This window comes from Raoultibacter timonensis, assembly GCF_022845715.1.
Classification (GTDB): Bacteria; Actinomycetota; Coriobacteriia; order Coriobacteriales; family Eggerthellaceae; genus Raoultibacter; species Raoultibacter timonensis.
Window position 1 is genome coordinate 1,819,224 of the sequence record NZ_AP025564.1, and the last position, 17,605, is coordinate 1,836,828.

The following is a 17,605-nucleotide window of genomic DNA, read 5'->3' on the forward strand; positions in this document are numbered from 1 at the left end:
GGGCTGCTGGATCCGGGGATCTTCCGAGATCGTCGGACCGTATAAGAGCCGATCGCCGCTCGGTGCAACGGGCCCGGCCGAGCGGTGTAAGGGGATATCACATATGCCGGTAGTTGCTTTCTGAAAGGAAGACAAATGGCACAAGAAATGGTAACCAAGTTTTTCAGCAAAGAGGGGTTTTTAAACAAGAAGGGCGTTGGCATCGTTCTTGCGGTTGCGGTACTCGTGATCGCCATGTTCGTTCCCGCAACGCCCGAGCTTTCCCGCGAAGGCATTATGGCGATAGCGACGCTGCTGTTCGCCGTGTCGCTGTGGGTATGCGGAACGTTTCCCGTGGGCGTCACGGGCATTCTCGCGCTCGTGGTCGCCGTGGTCATCGGTGCGGCAACGTATAAGACGGCCTTCGGCGGATTCAGCGCATCGGTCGTCTTCTACGTTATCGCGATCTTCTCGCTGCCCGCGTTGCTCCTTAAGACCGAGTGGGGCGTGCGTCTGGTGAACAGGATATTCAAGATCACCGGCGAGAGTTCGGAAAAGCTCATCCTGGCGTTCATGATCGGTACCGCACTCGTATCCACCATCATGTCCGACGTTCCTGCGGCGGTTCTGTTCATGGGCATTTCCTACGTTGTTTTAAGGGCGGCGGATGCTCAGCCCGGAAAATCGAACCTCGGCAAGTGCATGATGATCGCCATCCCGATCGCCGCGGTTATCGGCGGCGTCGTCACGCCCGCCGGCAGCTCGTTCAACGTCGTGGCCATGGGTCTCATGCAGGAGCTGACCGGACAGACCATCAGCTTCTTGAACTGGATCGTCGTCGGCCTTCCGATCGCCATCCTCTGCATTCCGCTCTGCTGGTTCTCGATCGTCAAGATCCTCAAGCCCGAGCCGATCGAATCGTCGGCGTTCGATAAGCTCCGTCAAGCCGCCGATGAGGCGGGCAAGCCCAACTCGTTCGAAATACGTGCTCTCATCATGATCCTCGCGCTTCCCCTTCTCTGGATTCTCGGCAGCTGGATTCCGATCCTCAACGTTACGACGGTGGCAATCATCGGTCTCGGTATCATGTTCTTCCCGGGCATTAACCTTCTTACGTGGGAAGAGTTCTCTGCGCAGGTTCCGTGGAGCATCATCCTCATGGTGGGTTCGGTTCTTTCCATCGGCGGCATCTTCTCGTCGACCGGCGCCGATCAGTTCGTGACGAACATGTTCATGAACAGCGGCGTTACTTCGCTCGACTTTACGTTGTTCCTGCTGGTAACCGTTGTATTCGTCTATCTGCTGCACACGATCGCACCGGTAGGCGCGGCCATCATCAGCTTGTTCCTCCCGATCCTCATCGGCATCTGCGTATCGCTCGGCGTTTCCCCGGCCATTCCGACCATGCTGCTTGCGTTCATCGTTGCGGGCAACTTCCTGCTTCCCGTCAATCCAACGCTTATCGTCACGTACGGCGAGGGCTACTACACCTTCGGCGACATGTTCAAAGCGGGTGTGATCCCGGCGATCATCTTCTGCGTCTGCATGGTGCTGTGGGTCCCGTTCATCGCGGGCGTGCTGGGACTGTAGCCGCGGCTAAGCACAGGCAAGTTGCAGGAAGCGTATGCAGAAAAGGGCCTTCGGCGCATGCCGGAGGCCCGGACTGCGCGATGAGGAGAAGGTTTGAAAAGCAAATCGAAAAAGTATCAGAACCACGTACTGGTCGCGATCGTCGTCGTGCTTGTGGGCATTGCGATCGCGCTCGGGCAGTTCAAGGTGCCGTCCGTCATGCCGGCCATCATGGAAGAATTCTCTATGGATGTCGGGTCGGCTTCGTGGCTTATGTCCATCTTCACGTTCGCAGGAATATTCCTCGCCCTGCCCACCGGAGCCCTGGCACGTAAGTTCGGACCGAAGAACATGATGATGGCCGCAGTGGCCATCATCGCCGCCGGCACGCTCATCGGCGCTTTCGCCACCAGCGGCAGCATGCTCGTCTTTTCGCGCGCCATCGAGGGCATCGCGCTCGTGTTCTGCGGAGTGGCGGCTCCGCTCGCCATTCAGCGCTACGTCGCGCCCGACAAGATCGGGTTCGCGATGGGCGTTTGGGCTCTGTGGTTTTCGCTCGGATCGTTCTTCGGCGGCGTGCTCACGCCTGCGCTGTTCGAGGCTATCGGCTTTCGGGGCGTGTGGTTCTTCATGGCTGCGGTTGCCGTCGTTGCGGGCGCGGTCCTGTTCTTTCTGCTTAAACCCTCCTCGGGCACCTTCTTCGAAGCGGTTGAAAGGGCGAGCGCTCAAACGGGCCCCAAGGCAAAACCCGACTACCGTCTGCTTGTGAAACCGCGGGTGCTGCTTGTGCTCGGGAGTTTCCTCATGTTCAACATGGTGCTTCTTTCGATGCTGTCGTTCTCCCCGACGTTTCTGCAAAGCCAGGGTATGGATGCCGGCCAGGCGGGGTTCGCGAGTACGCTCCCCATGCTCATCGCCATCGTGAGCTCTCCGGTGTTCGGCATGCTCGCCGATAAGACGGGCAAGGTGCGTCTGCTCTCGGTGGTGGCCATGCTCGCGATGGGACCCTGCGCCTGCGCGCTGTTGACGACGACGGGCCCCGTCATGTGGATCGCCGCCGTCGTCATGGGGCTGGTGGGCCTCGGATCGCCGACGATGTATTTGACCGTCTATCCCCGTGCCGTCGGCGACGAAGCCGTTATGCCGGTGGCTATGGGGCTCTTGATCCTCGTCCAGAGCCTCGGGCAGTTTCTGGGCATCGCGCTTATGCCGCTCGTGCTCGAAAGCGGATGGATGGCGATGGGCCTTACCGTAATGGTGCTCGGCCTGGTGGGTGCGGCCTTGCTCGCTTTCGTGAATCTGAGGGGGAGCGGGGAAGGGGCGGAGTCTACAGTTCGATGAAACCCTCGAGCCCGCTCGATCGCACGATCGAGCCGTCGTCGAGCACGAGCAGCGCTTCGATGCCGCAGGTGCGTTCTACGAAATCGAGCGCATCTGCGGAGCCGAGCGCGAAGACGGTTGTGGAATAGCCGTCCCCGTCGAGCGAGCGTTCGGAAACGATCGAGGCTCCCGCGATGTCGGTTTGCACGGGGTAGCCCGTTTTCGGGTCGAGGATGTGGTGGTAGCGGATGCCGTTCTTTGTAAAGCAGCGTTCGTACAGGCCGCTCGTAACCACCGACCCCTGAGCGATCGGAACGGCACCGATGAGCGTCGAGGGGGCGGCGGGGTTTCTCACCCCGATGGTCCAGAGCTTGCCGTCGGGCTTCGAGCCGAACGTCATGACGTTTCCGCCGAGGTTGATGATGGCGTTGGAGAATCCTTGCTCTCGCAAGAGGTCGCACAGATCGTCGGCTATGAACCCCTTCGCCGTACCGCCGACGTCTATCGAGGCGGCCGGGTCTTTCAATTGGGCCCAAAAGCCCGTTTCGTCTTCGGCGATAACCAGTGCATGCCAGTCGACGTGGGCGAGCGCTCGTTCGAGTTCGTCTGGCTCGGGCAGGGTTTCGTCGGCGAAATTCCAGAGCCGGCACACCGCGCCCATCGTAATGTCGAAGACGCCCCCGCTCGCTTCGCAGTAGAAGAGGCTCGAAGCGAGCACCCTGTAGGTGTCCCGTTCGACGGGAACCGCCTCGCCCGCCGATTCGTTGATGCGTACGATGTCGCTTCCGGCGAGGTGGCGCGAGAGCAGGCGCTCGAACGTCCTGCAGCGCTCGATGGCGGCGGCGAAGCCGCGCCGTAGGACGGATTCGGCAAGGTCGCCCGGGTACGTTTGAAGCAGGATTTCGGTATTGAAGGCGAAGAAGCTGCACGACCAAGCGCCCTTGGCGTCGGGCCCGGTAACGCTCACCGAGTCTTCGAGGGGTATGTCGGTCAGTAGTTGCTGCATGGGTCGATCATACCACTATGTTGCGCCGACGTTTTCCTTGTGACGCGAACGCACGGTTTCTGGCGATGAAAAAAGGGCGCTTCCTGGGATTGGGTGTGGTGGGAAGCGCCCTTCGGGAAATGCCGCGCGGGGTGACGCGGCCGAGTGGTTGCAACTCGAGGTCAGTCGACTTTCGTGTACTCGCTGTGCATGCATGCGGGGCATGCCGGCAGCTTCTCGTCGTCGCGGTAAAGATGCACGAGGAAACCGCATTTGGTGCAGCGGTAGGTGCCTTTGCCGGGCGTCTCGCCGGTTTTGTAGATCATAGGGTCCTCCGTTCAGCCCTGCGAAGCCCATTCGTGGTATTTCCGCAGCTTGTAATCGGTTACGGCATCGATGACGGTATAGAGGTACGTGTGGATGTCGTTTCCTTCGCGCTCCTCTTCCATAGCGTTGTCTAAAATGATGCATTCGACTTCCGCTTTGCTTTCATCGCTGGCGAGAATTCTCAAGAAATCGTTGAAGTCCTTCATGGTGTATCACCTCGTTTTCGCATCAATCATAGCAGCTCGGAAGGCGTATCCGTTGTCGGGAAGGAAACGGGGAAGATACGGTTGGATGAACTGAAAGCAAGCTCGCTTCGGCGTTGTTCGCGGCGACGGCCGCACCGGAGGACTGGTCGATGCCCGAGGGTCGGGTAGGACGTTTGCCTGCGCGGCAACGAGAATCCGCTTTCGAATCCGCATTGCGCGCTTCCGATGCGCGGCTATTTGCTCCTGAGGAACTCGAAGAACGCGAACGCGATGGAGACGATGGTGAGTACCGAAACGATTAGCTGCGACATGCCGGTTGCATAGTCGACCTGCTCGGGATCGATGGCTCCGAGTACAAGGTAGTAGCAGCACCAAACAAGCCCCTGAGCAAGGATGAAGAACGTCAGGTATTTGGCGACGTTTGAGGCCTTTTTCTGAAACGCAGCGGTGCGTTTCACCTGCTTTTCGCTGTAGGTCGGTTTCTTGGCGATTTTGGCCGCGCCGAAGGAGAAGCCGATGATGATGCCGAGCGATAGGGCGAGGCAGATGGTGTAGGCGAGCTGCATGGATTCCTTTCGGGTTTGCCGGTACCGGCTGAAGTTGCAGTTAAGGAAGATGATGCCGCGAACGGCATCGAAAGACAAGTCCCTTTCAGGTCGAGGCTCATTTGCTTCGTGCGGTTGGGCGCGCTCGGCGCGGCGGGTATTCGGATTAGCGCATGACGAGAACGGGAACTTCGGATTCGGCGAGGACGGCCGAGCTCACGCTGCCGAGCATGCTCATGACGGCGCCGAGGCCGCGCGACCCCATGACGATCAGGTCGCACTCGTGCGCTTCGGCTACGTGGACGATCTCCCTTCGCGGCGTTCCGACGCGCATCATGACCTCGACGATGTCCTTGAAGTCCTTCGTTATCGCGGCGATTTCCTGCGCGACGGCGGCTGCGTCGTTGTCTTCGAACGCTTCGGTGTCGCTTGCCGCCATCATGCTGCCTGCTTCGAGCATCGGCTCGACGCCTCGATGGGTTGCGACCACATGCAGGACGATGATCCTGTTGGCCATATCGTGATCGACGAGATCGAGGGCTGCTGCGAGGGCTTGTTTTCCGTGCTCCGAGCCGTCGTATGCGACGAGTATCTTGTGGTAGGGCATGAAGCGCTCCTTTCGGTTGCCGGATCTTCGGAAAAGCTTAGCAAACGGACGTAAAAACTACGTGTCGTATCGGTTACGGTTTGTGCTTCGTCCGTGCGTTCGGCTGCGTTTTCGGTAGCGCAGCACTCGGCACCGTGCGGGGGAACGGTACGCGCATGAGGTTTGCTTCGGTCGTCAAAGTTTTTTCGCTGCCGCGATCGGGCGCCTTGCGGGAATCGGTATACTGGGCTGTGCGGCTCAACGAGTCGACAGATGACCGGCGAATCAGGAAACGAGGCCCATGGAACCAGCCATCCGCGCGCAGGGTTTGCGGAAAACCTACCCGCTTTCCGCAAAGCAGCGCAAACTCGAACGAACCGACCAACGGCACAAGACCGCTGTCGAGAACCTCTCTTTCGAAGTGGTGAAAGGAGAGATCTACGGACTGCTCGGCCCGAACGGAGCCGGCAAGACCACGACGCTGAGAATGCTCGCAGCCCTTATCAAGCCCGATTCGGGCGACGCGTGGATCAACGGCGCGAGCATCGTGTCCGATCCGATGGGCGTGCGCAAGACCATCGGGTTTCTCACGAGCGAGCTCAAGCTCGAGGAGGTGTTCTCGGCCGACTACCTGTTCGATTTCTTCTCCGAGCTGCATCATATCGAACCGGCAAAGCGCGACGCTCGCAAGAAGAGCCTGTTCGCGCGCTTCGGCATCGAAGCGTTTGCGCAGACCAAGGTGGCCGATCTCTCAACCGGCATGAAGCAGAAGGTATCGCTCGCCGTGTCGGTCGCCCATGATCCGAGCGTCATCATCTTCGACGAACCCACCAACGGGCTCGACGTGCTGACCGCGAAAACGGTTACCGATTTCCTCTTGGAGCTCAAGGGGGAGGGGAAGACCATTTTGCTGTCGACCCATATCTTCAGCCTGGTCGAGAAGGTATGCGACCGTGCGGGCGTCATCATCGGCGGGCGCATGGTCGCAAACGGAACGCTCGACGAGCTGACCGGAGACCGCTCTCTCGAAGATGCTTTCTTCGACATGTATCGCATGACGGTGGGTGATGCATCGTGAAGAGCAGTGTGCTGACTATCGCGAAGAAGGAACTCGCTCGCTTCTTCAGTAACAAGGCATCGGCCCTCATCGCTATCGTCCTGCCGGGCCTTCTGATCTTCGGCATGTGGTCGATCATGGGCAATGCCATGTCGGGCATGATCTCCGGAGACGGGACCGATCAATCGACGATTGCCGTCGTCGGCCTTCCGGCGAGCGTCGAGCAGATGGCCGACGCATCGGGGATCGACCTTGTCGAGAGCGCAAGTATTCCAAGCGCCGAAGAGATGCGCGAGCAGATCGACAAGGGGGATGTTTCGGCTTTCGTCGTGTTTCCCAACGGATTCGACGAAGCGGTCGCTTCCTACGATACCGCTTCGGGCGCGGTGGCTCCGCAGGTCGAGGTGTACTACAATTCGGCCGACTCGTCGTCGAGCAAAGCGTATGCGTCGTTTGTGGCCCTGCTCGATGCCTACGAATCATCGCTTTCCAATAAGTTCGACGTGAATGCAGGCGAAGCAACCTACGATGTCGCCGAAGACAAGGACCTCGCGGCTACGATTATCGTGTCGATCGTGCCGATGCTGCTGCTTATCCTTTTGTTCAGCGGATGCATGTCGGTCGCATCCGAAGCCGTTGCGGGGGAGAAGGAGCGCGGAACGATGGCGACCATGCTCGCGACGCCCATCAAACGCAGCGATATCGCATTGGGGAAGATCCTCGCACTGGCGCTCATCGGGTTGGCTATCGCCGCTTCGAGCGCTATCGGCATCTTTGCCAGTTTGCCGAACCTCACCCAAGGCGAACTCGATATAAACGTGTACGGCGCGCCCGAGTACCTGTTGCTTGCGCTCGTCATCTTCTCGACGACGCTGCTCATCGTCATGCTGATCACCGTGGTATCGGCGTTGGCCAAGACCACGAAGGAAGCGCAACTGTACCTGACGCCGCTTATGATCGTGGTCATGGTGATCGGACTGCTCGGCATGTTCGGCGATGGCGCGAAGCCCGAGCTGGGGTACTACTTCATTCCCCTGTACAACAGCGTGCAGTGCATGATCGGCATCTTCACGTTCGATTTCCAGCCGGCGGCTGTGGTGACATGCGTGGCAAGCAACCTGGTATACACCGGCATCGGAATATACGTGCTCCAAAAGATGTTCAAGAGCGAGCGGCTCATGTTCGCTCGGTAGCCAAGCCGACGATCAAGGGGCTCGGTTCGTACGAAAGGCCGGCGAGGGGTTGCAGTCCCTCGCCGGCCTTCGCAGTCGATTATGCGGTTGTGCTCGGGTGCGGTTTCGTTGGCGGATGCCGCGACCTCGGCGAACCCGCACGCCTATTTGCCCATGCTGCTCTCAAGATCGGTCTTTGCGTCTTCGGCGGCATTCCTCGCATCGTGTGCAGCGTCTTTTGCCGCGTTGCCGGCGTCGTGGGCGGCATCCTTAACGGCGTTTTTCGCATCGTTAGCGGTGTCTTTGATCTTGTTCATGATATCGGACATGGGATCCTCCATTCGTTGATGTTCTCTGTCAACGAATATTCTAGGAGGAAACCTTTGGCGCTGGATGAGGTACGGAAACGAATGCCCAACAAGACGGTGTCGGCTGCAGCCGCCTCTATTTCTCGGGCGGGTCGATGACGAGGGAATCGGGCGGTTCCGACCCTTTGGGAACGAGGACGAGCGCGTAATCGCAGGCGCTTGCGATGCCCGCCACGGTGCCGCACTCGAGCGTGCCGCCGGTGTTATCGGCCTGAGTGACCAGTGCGTTTACGTAGTTGCGCGTTTTGCCGATGCTCTTGCTGATGCCCGCCTGACTTTTGCCAGACGAGCTGATTGCCACGCGCAGTGCGTCCTGTGCTTTCATCGAACGACCCCCTTTGCCTCAATATGATACCATACGCCTAGTATGTATTGTGTGTATATGATGAATTGACCTACCATATATTGTGCATAGTTTCTAATGGGCATATAGTGAACCTACGCAGAGGAAGGGACATGAAGACGGGTATCCACGCAGCCTTGCCAGTCAAGGGGTGCTCACCGCCGATTCGGAGCGATGGCTCTAGGAGGGTGACTGTATCGTGGGAGGTCTTTTTTGTGGTGGCTCGGTTACGGTATCCATCGAATTCATCGACAATTTAAGGATTGCGGCAAACTCCGCCGGCGATTTGGCTCGTGCGATCGAATGTACGCGCATGGCCGTTTGCTCCGAGCTGAGCGATCCGGAAATGTACATCGAAGGCACGCTCAACGTGCTGCTGCTTTCTGCCGAGCATGTGCGTGCGAGCACGGTTGCGCTCTGCGAAGAGGCCGAGAGGATTTTAGAGGATCGGCGGACGGAAGCGCTCGGGCATCCGAAATAGCGTCATGAAACAAATCAGGCCACCGGGAGCCGATGGCCTGTTGTTTATGGTGGTCGCTACAGGATTTGAACCTGTGACCCCCGCCGTGTGAAGGCGATGCTCTCCCGCTGAGCCAAGCGACCGAACGCGCATTCGAAAAGCCGTGCTTTCCGCGTGCTCGAAGTATTTTAGCGGTCATGTCGTCCGAGCGCAAGTGAGAATCTGATATTCGGGGCTTACGGTATAGACGGACTTGCGATAGAATACTGACTCGCGCGAGAAAGCATGCGCGAAACCCGCGGGCCTATAGCTCAACGGTGGAGCAGAGGACTCATAATCCTTTGGTTGCAGGTTCGAATCCTGCTGGGCCCACCATTCTAAATTCAGATGAAACTCCCTCGTTAGGGAGTTTCGTTTTTCACGATCCGCAGCATTCACCGTCTTCGCTGTAGGGTTGCGCGGCGTCCCTTGCGTCCTTTACAGCACGAGCCTTGTCTGCGCAACGAGCAAGCTCGTTGCCTTCCTGTCGGCGATGACATCGCCCGGTTCGGTACGGTCGCACAGCATTTCGGATAAGGGGTCGTACGCGTCGAACCTCCTCGGGGCGTTGCGTTCGCCGCCGCCGTTCGCATAGCAGTACACGCAACCGTTCGCGCAGGTGTCGTACGCGCCGATGTCGACGCTCGGTATGCAGTAGCATCCCTCGCGCGAGCTCTCCGTACCCGTTTCGGCGACGTTGAGGCCGGTTGCCCGTTCTACGAACGAGGCGTCGATGCAGCCTACGCGCTTCATGCCCGCCGCTTCGAGATCCATCGAGCCGCAGCCGCCGCATTCGATTCCGCGAGAGACCGCGATGGCGCTAAGCGATTTCGCAAGAAAGGTTTCCTTCTCGGGTGCTACGCATTGCAGTCCCCGTCTGCCCATAAGGCGTTCTATCTTCGGGTACACGTCGAGGAAGCTGATGCGACATTGCGAGGTGAAGCCTTCGAGCCGCTTGGCGAACGTTTCAAAATAGTGAAGATGGTGGGAAATCGTATAGCGCTTGCTTATGAGGATGGGGCTGTAGCGCCATACCATGCGATGGGGCCCGACGGCGGCGGAGAGTTCTTGGAAAGTCCGAATGAGATCGGCTTTCGGTGGCAGCGCCCCTTCGATATCGGCCCCGTATGCATTCAGCGTGAACTGCACGTAATAGGGGTACGGGGAAAGCTCGTCGAGGCGCTCGAGCATGGGTTCGGGATTCTTCGTCCAAAACGCAATGCAGTCGATGGCTTCCGGAGTAAGGGGCACACGGGAAACGCTTGAGCGGTTCATGGGGTTTCGGACGAGAGCGTAGCCTTCCGAAAGGCGGTTGAGAAGCCAGTCCATATGGAATCGAGGTATGTCGGTGCGACGCGACGCGCTGACGATCATGATGTTTTCAGGCTCCCTTCATCCGTTATCGCATCATTCAGTATAGCAAACAAATGTTCGTAGTAAAACCTTAAACATTCTGAAGGTTGTGCACCCGTTCTCCAACGAAACGATGAAAGGCTGCCGATGTCCATCGGGCATCCATATGGCGGCGGTAGCGTGGTGGGGATATATGAACAGCGAAACGGCATACGGCGAAAAGGATGTGGACGCACCTGTGGATGCGGTAGCTCGAAGCAACGTGACGCTTACGATGGGCGACTATCGCGAGTGGCTTGGCGGAACGCATCTCAAGGTGCTCAATACGCTTGCCCTTCCCGTTGCGCTGCTCCTGATGTTTATTTGCGCCGTCCTCTTGCCGTTCGATGCGTTTTTCCATATCGCCAATCACGATATCATGATGGAAGCGGCAGGCGTGGCCGCCGTGCTGCTTGCGATGCGCTTCATCGTTCCGATCGTTTTCGGATACGTCGCATTCAAGCGAGCGCGACCCCGCGGCGGTGCGGTGGAGCACGAGGTGACGTTCTTCGGCGATCGGGTCGAGGCGGGAGGCGAAAACGGCGAGCTTGTCGTTTTCTACGAAGATGTCGAGAGAACCGATCAAACGGAGCACCTGTTCGTCATGACGTGCAAAAAACAGGGAGCATTGATCGTGAAGAAGGAGGCGTTTTCTTCCGAGGAGCTTGCCACTATCGAGCGTTTGACGAAGGGATCGGCGGTTTGAGGTAACCGCATGTCAAAAAGTATTCGAACGGTTTAAAATTCGGTATTGCCAAACATCCGGGTTGCGGTATAATTTCCACTTGCGCATGAAGCGCAGCCCATTCCTCGGTAGCTCAACGGCAGAGCATCCGGCTGTTAACCGGAGGGTTGTAGGTTCGAATCCTACCCGGGGAGCCATAGTTGATTCGTTCGAACCCCTTTCGGGGTTCGAATTGTTTTCGGATCAAGAAGCGAAGGACCTACGCGGGCTTCGCCGTCGGCAATCCGGCTGAAAACGCGCATAGGGGCTCCTCTCGGATGCCCCGATGCGCGGACAGAGCTTCTGAGGCGGGATGCTAATACACCATGCCCATCGTCGCTCGCACTTCGTCGAGCGTAGCGTCGGCGATTTCGTTTGCGCGGCGATTGCCCTCGTGCAGCACTTCTTCGATATAGCCCATATCCTGAGCGAGCTTTTGCCGGCGGGCGCGGATGGGGGCGAGGTAGCCGTTCACGCTTTCGGTGACGTACTTCTTCAGCGTGCCCGATCCGCCATCGCCGATCTCGGCGGCGATCTCCTCTTCGGTGCGGCCCGTGCACAGCGCCGCGGTGGTCAGCAGTGCCGATACGCCGGGGCGCGCTTCCGGGTCGAACGTGATGGTGCGATCCGCATCGGTTTGGGATTTCTTGATGAGCTTCGCCGTCTCCTCGTCGGTGGAGGAAAGCGAAATGGCGTTGCCGTAGCTCTTCGACATCTTGCGGCCGTCGAGGCCCGGGATGGCGGGCGAGTTGTTCAGCAGGCCGTCGGGTTCGGGAAACACGTGGCCGTAGCGCTCGTTGAAACGTCGTGCGATCTGGCGGGTCTGCTCGATATGGGGCATCTGGTCTTTGCCGACGGGTACGATGTTGCCCTTGCAGAACAGGATGTCGCACGCCTGGTGCACGGGATAGGTGAGCAAAAGGCCTGTAAGCGTGTGGCCCGAGGCCTCCATTTCCGCCTTAACCGTGGGATTGCGTAGAAGCTCGGCCTCGGTTACGAGCGAAAGGAACGGAAGCATGAGCTGGTTTAAGGCGGGAACGGACGAGTGCGTGAAGATGATGGTCTTCTCGGGATCGATGCCGCAGGCGAGATAGTCGATAACCATGTTGCGTACGTTGTCGGCAATGTTTTCGGTCGAATCGCGATCGGTGATCACCTGGTAGTCGGCGATGATGATGCGAGTTGCCACACCGAGGTTCTGGAGCGCCACGCGTTCGCGGATCGTGCCGAAATAATGGCCGAGGTGCAATCGCCCCGTCGGCCGATCGCCCGTCAACATGGTGTACTTCTCGGGATGTTCGGGAAGGTCGGCGCGAATCTCGTCGGAGCGCTTGCGGCTCGCCTCGTAACTGTCGATGCTCATAGCGGTTTCTCTTTCGTGGTCGTACGGATATGCGAATACGATCACACCAGTATAGCGTTTTTCGCGTGCGCGCCGAAGAGCTTTATGCGCCTCGCGCCCTGATTGCGCCCGACCGTTGCATACGCATACGGGCTGCATGTCCCTTTGGCGCATGCGCCGTGCGCCCTGGTGCTCACGCGGGTCTTAGCGGCGCCGCGCTGCGCGCGCCGCGGGGCTGCTTGGATGAAAAATGCGCCTCGCATGATGGATGCGAGGCGCCTGGGGTGCGGTTTGCCGTGTGGGATACAGGCTTCTAAAAATGACCGAACTGCAAGACCGAGTACACGGCACCGGCGATGCCGAGCGCGATCACCACCGCAACGATGATCTTTTCTTTATTGGTGAACAGCTTCGCCTTCGCGTCGTGCTGTTTGACCCCCGCGATGTAGAGCGGGATGCCGACGGCGTACACGATGCAGGCCACCATGAGGTAGTTCAGGCCCGCCGCGTAGATGAGCCAGAGCCCGTAGACCGATCCGATCACGCCCGTGACGATGGCGCTCGTGCGGCTCGCGAAGATGCCCGTGGGGTAGCTGTCCTTCTTGAGGGCGATCTTGAAGAGGAACAGCGTGCAGAACAGATAGCACGGCAGCGCCATGACGCTCGTGATGCTGATCATGGTCGTCCAGGCGTTGCTGCCGATGAAGTACGATGCGACGAGTACCACCTGGATGACGATGGTCGTCCACAGAAGCGATGTCGACGGTGCGCTCTTCTTGTTCTCCTTCTCGAATGCCGTGGGGAAGATGCCGTCTTTCGCTGCCGCGAACGGCATCTCGCCGAGCATGAGCATCCAGACGAGCCACGAGCTCAAAACCGAGATGATGACGCCGGCGTTCACCATGATCTCGCCCCAGCTGCCGAACGACTGGAGCATGATGGCGGCCATCGAGGGATCGGCCATCTTGCCGACGGCCTCCTGCGAATCGACGCCCAAAGGCAGCAGGGAGACGATCACGTACAGCCCGAGCGTGACCAAGAAGCCGATCATGGTCGCCTTGCGCACGGCGGTCTGCGACTTCGCCCTGCCCGACACCACGACTGCGCCTTCGATGCCGAGGAACAGCCACAGCGTCACGAGCATGGTCGACTGCACCTGCGGCATGACGTTGGCCCAATCGAGCGTGAGGGCAACGCCGTCTTTCATGCCCCAGAAGTTGTCCATGAAGACCGAGAACTTGAAGATGGTCGCAACGGCCAGAATGAAGATGATCACGGGTACCAGTTTGCCGATGGTGCCGATGATGTTCAAGAAGCTCGTCTGCTTTGCACCGCGCAGCGCAAGGAAGTACATGATCCACGTGATGATGGACCCGCCGATGATGGAAGGTATGTTGTTGCCTCCGGCGAAGTCGGGAATGAAGTAGTTCAGGGTGGCCATGATGAGCACCGAGTACGCAACGAGTGCGAAGCAGTTGCAGATCCAGTACCCGTACGCGACGAAGAACCCGACGAGCTTGCCGAATCCCTTCTCCGCATACGCATACAGGCCGTTGGTCAGCTCGGGGCGCGCTGCCGAAAGGATGCGGAACGTGTTCGCGATGAACCAGATTCCGACGCCTGTCACCAGCCAGGCGATGATGATGGCTCCCGCGGAGGCATCCTGCGCCATGTTCTGCGGAAGGTTGTAGATGCCTCCGCCGATCATGGCGCTGATGACGATGCCGACCAGGCCGATGAGGCCTACTTTCTTGGTGCTGTCTTGGGTCGGTGCTCCGCTGGAACCGGAAGATGATTTGTCTGCCATGATTCCAGTCCTGTCTCAATTACCCTTGCGCGATATCGGTAAGGGGTTGGAAGTTCATTTCCTTCAGCCATTCGGTCAGGTTGATGTCGTTGAGCGATGTGAAGCCGTCTGCGGGAACCGCGTTGCGCGCGAGCGTGACGTAGGGGCCGACGGTGATGGCGTTGCCGATCTCGCCGGGTTTCATCATACGGTAGGCGAAGCCGACGTAGGTGCGGTCGAACAGCACGTTGGAGTCGCGTCCGCACTCGACGACGGACCAGACGATCTCCTTGCGATGGTCTTCGAGGAATGCGATCATGTCCTCTTCGTTATCGTTTTCGGTCCATACGCCCGCATCCTCGATGAACAGGTCTGCCGAAAAGTCGCGGTCGGCGGAAAGGGATATGGCGATGAAGGACCACACGCCGTACGCCTCGCCGTCCTGAAGCTCGCCCGACTTCGGGCGGTATGCCGTGATGCCCTTGTTCGCGCAGATGGTGTGAGCGCCGGGGATGAGGTGGTAGCGGCGGTTCTCCTCGGTGCCGAAGAGCTCCTTGCCGGCATCGAGCAGCGGTTGGGCGTCGAACACCTTGAGTTCGGAGCCATCGAACTGCTTCACGGAGAACAGCGGCTGGCTCTTGCCCGACGTGATATCGTCATGGCGGGCGAGGTCGTAGCCCCAAACCTGGCCGGCCATGCCGCAGAAGGACGAGGCGGTGAGCATGTTGATCTGCCCGATGTAGGCATCGGCCGCTTCTGCCTTGTCGTAGGTGACGATGCGGTCGATGAGCCCGTCGTCGGTCTTCTCGACGGTGCCCGCCGAGACCTTCAGGATCGACACGTAGCCGTTGCCGTAGGCGCCGGGCATGCCGTAGCCGTCGCAGTAATCGTCGTAGGGGCTGATGGCGGTCTTGTCGATGTGGGGGGCACGCATATGCTCGTGCTTGTGCTGGGACAGCGCGAGGGCGCGGTTCCTTCTCTCTTCGAGACTCATGGGTGGTTCCTTTCGTTCGTGACGCTTTACAGATTCGGTTCGGAGCGCTTCGCTGCAAGCGTTCGGTCCGCCGCCTTCCGTCAAGGCCCTGCTGCTTCGGCGATTCCGGTGGGCTGAGCGTTTGCTTGCTCGGTTAACCTTGGCCCGATACTACGACCTGAAATTGCGTCGCGGTACCCGTATCGGGCGATCGAAAACGTATCGTGCTCCCTTTGAAACTGTCCCGTCACCTTCTATAATATGGTACCTAGTTTGTGCTATAAGCGGGCAGGATAGGTAACGACGAAACGGAAATCGTGACTGCGAAAAGGCCGGCTCCGCTTATCTGAATGTACACTCGAACTGCGATTATGCGTTTTGTTGTGCTAGTACGTTAATGCAGGGGGCTCGATACGGCCGAGCCCCGCCGCAGCATAGCGGGCTTCAAGGCGCCGATGCTGTTGTTCGGGTTATGCGCCGCATTGCTCGATCGGCAATGCGGGATTCATCTGGCAGGCCGTTTCGTACGGATGGCGTCCGCTGCGCTTTTTCGATCGATCAGCAAAGCGCAACGGGTCATTGCCATTCCTTTCTCGATCTCGTGCATCATGCAGATGCTGTTCTTGCGGCTCGCACCGAACCTGCTCTCGCCAGGTGATTGGGAAGCGATGCTTTTATGTTGCAGTCGGGTCGCGATCGCTTGGCTTTTCTGCGACATGCAGACTCCGCCGCTAAACCGCCATCGACATGCAGCGCTCCGGAGTCCCGGCCGTGCCGCGGATCCCCGGGTCCGCGGCAGGGAAACGGAGCCGTCGCCCGGACCTCCTTTAAGCGGCCAAACGCGCGGCCGGCGAACCCGGCCGTTTTCATCGCACGATATCGCAAAGCTATCCGACGTCCCGATTGGTGAGCCGCTCTCGGGTGAGGAGCCGGCCAGCGTCGCCGAGAGAAGCGGCGGGCTTTCGCTTTACGATACTAATGCACGCTTTTGTCAAGCAAAACCGCTTGGAAAGGCGCAAAATGCTTGACAAAAGCGTGCATTAGTCGGCCGGGGGGGTACGGTGCGAGACCGGTCGGGGGATGGCCGGAAAACTGGCTGCGGAAGAGGCCGCAACCGCAAACCCCGCCGAAACCGAGCCTCCAACGCGGAACCGAGGCCCGCCCCGCCCGTAAACCGCGTCCCCGGCCGGGGTTTTGCCGGAAAACGCCCTTCCGATGGCGGCCAACCGCCGAGATTCGACGCGCGGGCGGGAAAGCTACCCGAGCTATGGAAACGCTTTTCAGCTCCATGGATCTGCCGCCTGGTGTCCACCTGGACAAACGGTTGCTTTTTCAGCGCATCGTTTCGGCAAGAGCCTTGGCGGAGGCCGCTTGCCGGAGATTTGTTCGCAAAAACGTAAATTCGTGCACCGAAGCCCCGTTATTCTTTGCGCAGAGCACAATGGTTCGGACTCGGAGGCTGACCGGGCGACCGAAACGGGGTCTGCAGCGCGGCAACCAACCCGCCGTCCGGATCCCGACGCAACCCGCCGTCCGCCACCCGGTCCCAACCCGCCGCTCGGTCCCCGGCGCTCAGACCGGATGCCGGAGCGCTGTCCGTACATCGTACTCCGGACTCCGCGCTGAGCGTTGAGCGCAGCCGGGCACCCGCTTTATCGCGAAACCGTGCCGATTTTCTGCTGCTCCCGAACAACGCCTATAATGGATGAAACCGACGGAGGAGTCAGTATGGCGTTCGTGGAGTTTCGCGATGTGCGGAAGACATACAGGATGGGCGAGGTCGAAGTCGCTGCGGTCGACGGTATGACCTTCGATATCGAAGAAGGCGAGCTCGTCGTGGTCGTAGGGCCTTCGGGCGCCGGCAAAACCACGCTTCTGAACATGCTCGGCGGCATGGACTCGTGTACGTCGGGAACCATCGTGCTCGACGGTCGCGAGGTGAGCTCGTTCGACGCGAGGGAGCTTACGTACTACCGCCGCTACGACATAGGTTTCGTGTTCCAATTCTACAACCTCGTGCAGAATCTCACGGCGCTCGAGAACGTGGAGCTCGCTTCCCAGATATGCAAAGACCCGCTCGACGCCGCCGACGTGCTCAGACAGGTCGGCCTCGGCCATCGTCTCGACAACTTCCCGGCGCAGCTCTCAGGCGGCGAACAGCAGAGGGTCGCCATCGCACGCGCCCTTGCGAAGAACCCGAAACTCCTTTTGTGCGACGAGCCCACCGGCGCACTCGACTACCAGACGGGCAAGGCGATCCTGAAGCTGCTGCAGGATACGAGCCGGGTCATGGGCCGCACCGTTGTGCTTATCACGCACAACCAGGCCTTCACGGCCATCGCCGATCGCGTGATCCACGTCCGCGAGGGCAGGGCCGCAGGAGTGGAAGTCAACGAGCGTCCGGTTTCGGCTGAGACGATCGAGTGGTAAGG

18 protein-coding genes and 3 tRNA genes are annotated in these 17,605 nt (G+C 59.4%); 9 read left to right on the forward strand and 12 right to left on the reverse strand.

Annotated elements, in window-relative coordinates:
• The first annotated feature begins 135 nt into the window (after positions 1 to 135).
• Both MWL89_RS07310 and MWL89_RS07315 read left to right on the forward strand, forming a co-directional pair.
• Positions 136 to 1,569 carry an SLC13 family permease gene (locus MWL89_RS07310; protein ID WP_102378315.1) on the forward strand — a complete coding sequence of 478 codons (1,434 nt, stop codon included), beginning with the start codon at positions 136 to 138 and terminating at the stop codon, positions 1,567 to 1,569.
• A gap of 93 nt (positions 1,570 to 1,662) precedes the next feature.
• On the forward strand, positions 1,663 to 2,889 hold the full coding sequence (locus MWL89_RS07315) for an MFS transporter (RefSeq protein ID WP_244412454.1): 1,227 nt from the start codon (positions 1,663 to 1,665) through the stop codon (positions 2,887 to 2,889).
• On the opposite strand, the gene MWL89_RS07320 is transcribed toward MWL89_RS07315, so the two are convergent.
• The 5 genes from MWL89_RS07320 to MWL89_RS07340 form a co-directional block, all read right to left on the reverse strand.
• Positions 2,876 to 3,874: an FAD:protein FMN transferase gene (locus MWL89_RS07320; RefSeq protein ID WP_244412456.1), complete on the reverse strand. Its 999-nt coding sequence runs from the start codon at positions 3,872 to 3,874 to the stop codon at positions 2,876 to 2,878. The two genes, MWL89_RS07315 and MWL89_RS07320, sit on opposite strands and share 14 nt — an antisense overlap.
• 161 nt (positions 3,875 to 4,035) lie before the next feature.
• Entirely contained in the window at positions 4,036 to 4,179 is a 144-nt protein-coding gene (locus tag MWL89_RS07325; RefSeq protein ID WP_102378312.1) for a zinc ribbon-containing protein, read from the reverse strand.
• A gap of 12 nt (positions 4,180 to 4,191) precedes the next feature.
• On the reverse strand, positions 4,192 to 4,386 hold the full coding sequence (locus MWL89_RS07330) for a hypothetical protein (RefSeq protein ID WP_244412458.1): 195 nt from the start codon (positions 4,384 to 4,386) through the stop codon (positions 4,192 to 4,194).
• A 233-nt stretch (positions 4,387 to 4,619) separates the two neighbouring features.
• Entirely contained in the window at positions 4,620 to 4,952 is a 333-nt protein-coding gene (locus MWL89_RS07335) for a hypothetical protein (protein WP_244412460.1), read from the reverse strand.
• A 145-nt stretch (positions 4,953 to 5,097) separates the two neighbouring features.
• Positions 5,098 to 5,538 (reverse strand): universal stress protein, encoded by a 441-nt coding sequence (locus MWL89_RS07340; protein WP_244412462.1) that lies wholly within the window; start codon positions 5,536 to 5,538, stop codon positions 5,098 to 5,100.
• Between the two features lie 280 nt (positions 5,539 to 5,818).
• On the opposite strand from MWL89_RS07340, the gene MWL89_RS07345 reads away from it, so the two are divergent.
• Complete coding sequence (locus MWL89_RS07345) at positions 5,819 to 6,595, forward strand: ABC transporter ATP-binding protein (protein WP_244412464.1); 777 nt, start codon at positions 5,819 to 5,821, stop codon at positions 6,593 to 6,595.
• An 8-nt stretch (positions 6,596 to 6,603) separates the two neighbouring features.
• A complete protein-coding gene (locus MWL89_RS07350) occupies positions 6,604 to 7,767 on the forward strand; it encodes an ABC transporter permease (protein WP_244412466.1) in 1,164 nt (387 codons plus the stop codon).
• Between the two features lie 143 nt (positions 7,768 to 7,910).
• Here the strand turns inward: MWL89_RS07350 and MWL89_RS07355 are convergent, their stop codons facing one another.
• Both MWL89_RS07355 and MWL89_RS07360 read right to left on the reverse strand, forming a co-directional pair.
• Positions 7,911 to 8,075 (reverse strand): hypothetical protein, encoded by a 165-nt coding sequence (locus MWL89_RS07355; protein WP_180995043.1) that lies wholly within the window; start codon positions 8,073 to 8,075, stop codon positions 7,911 to 7,913.
• Between the two features lie 115 nt (positions 8,076 to 8,190).
• Positions 8,191 to 8,439 carry a hypothetical protein gene (locus MWL89_RS07360; RefSeq protein ID WP_244412468.1) on the reverse strand — a complete coding sequence of 83 codons (249 nt, stop codon included), beginning with the start codon at positions 8,437 to 8,439 and terminating at the stop codon, positions 8,191 to 8,193.
• Positions 8,440 to 8,656: 217 nt separating this feature from the next.
• Between MWL89_RS07360 and MWL89_RS07365 the strand changes: the two genes are divergently transcribed.
• Complete coding sequence (locus MWL89_RS07365) at positions 8,657 to 8,938, forward strand: hypothetical protein (protein ID WP_244412470.1); 282 nt, start codon at positions 8,657 to 8,659, stop codon at positions 8,936 to 8,938.
• A 47-nt stretch (positions 8,939 to 8,985) separates the two neighbouring features.
• Here MWL89_RS07365 and MWL89_RS07370 read toward each other — a convergent pair.
• A tRNA-Val gene (locus MWL89_RS07370) sits at positions 8,986 to 9,060 on the reverse strand.
• A 157-nt stretch (positions 9,061 to 9,217) separates the two neighbouring features.
• On the opposite strand from MWL89_RS07370, the gene MWL89_RS07375 reads away from it, so the two are divergent.
• Positions 9,218 to 9,292: transfer RNA gene (locus MWL89_RS07375), tRNA-Ile, on the forward strand.
• A gap of 102 nt (positions 9,293 to 9,394) precedes the next feature.
• Here the strand turns inward: MWL89_RS07375 and MWL89_RS07380 are convergent.
• Positions 9,395 to 10,330, reverse strand: a complete 936-nt coding sequence (locus MWL89_RS07380; RefSeq protein ID WP_244412472.1) for a DUF1848 domain-containing protein — start codon at positions 10,328 to 10,330, stop codon at positions 9,395 to 9,397.
• A 172-nt stretch (positions 10,331 to 10,502) separates the two neighbouring features.
• On the opposite strand from MWL89_RS07380, the gene MWL89_RS07385 reads away from it, so the two are divergent.
• Positions 10,503 to 11,054: a YcxB family protein gene (locus MWL89_RS07385; protein WP_244412474.1), complete on the forward strand. Its 552-nt coding sequence runs from the start codon at positions 10,503 to 10,505 to the stop codon at positions 11,052 to 11,054.
• 101 nt (positions 11,055 to 11,155) lie between these two features.
• Positions 11,156 to 11,230 (forward strand) — tRNA-Asn (locus MWL89_RS07390).
• Positions 11,231 to 11,388: 158 nt separating this feature from the next.
• On the opposite strand, the gene trpS is transcribed toward MWL89_RS07390, so the two are convergent.
• The 3 genes from trpS to hdcA form a co-directional block, all read right to left on the reverse strand.
• Positions 11,389 to 12,435: a tryptophan--tRNA ligase gene (trpS, locus tag MWL89_RS07395; protein ID WP_244412476.1), complete on the reverse strand. Its 1,047-nt coding sequence runs from the start codon at positions 12,433 to 12,435 to the stop codon at positions 11,389 to 11,391.
• Between the two features lie 292 nt (positions 12,436 to 12,727).
• Positions 12,728 to 14,221, reverse strand: a complete 1,494-nt coding sequence (locus MWL89_RS07400; RefSeq protein WP_102378302.1) for a basic amino acid/polyamine antiporter — start codon at positions 14,219 to 14,221, stop codon at positions 12,728 to 12,730.
• A gap of 19 nt (positions 14,222 to 14,240) precedes the next feature.
• On the reverse strand, positions 14,241 to 15,194 hold the full coding sequence (hdcA, locus tag MWL89_RS07405; protein ID WP_102378301.1) for a histidine decarboxylase, pyruvoyl type: 954 nt from the start codon (positions 15,192 to 15,194) through the stop codon (positions 14,241 to 14,243).
• A 1,707-nt stretch (positions 15,195 to 16,901) separates the two neighbouring features.
• Between hdcA and MWL89_RS07410 the strand changes: the two genes are divergently transcribed.
• On the forward strand, positions 16,902 to 17,603 hold the full coding sequence (locus MWL89_RS07410) for an ABC transporter ATP-binding protein (protein ID WP_244412478.1): 702 nt from the start codon (positions 16,902 to 16,904) through the stop codon (positions 17,601 to 17,603).
• The last annotated feature ends 2 nt before the right edge of the window (positions 17,604 to 17,605 follow it).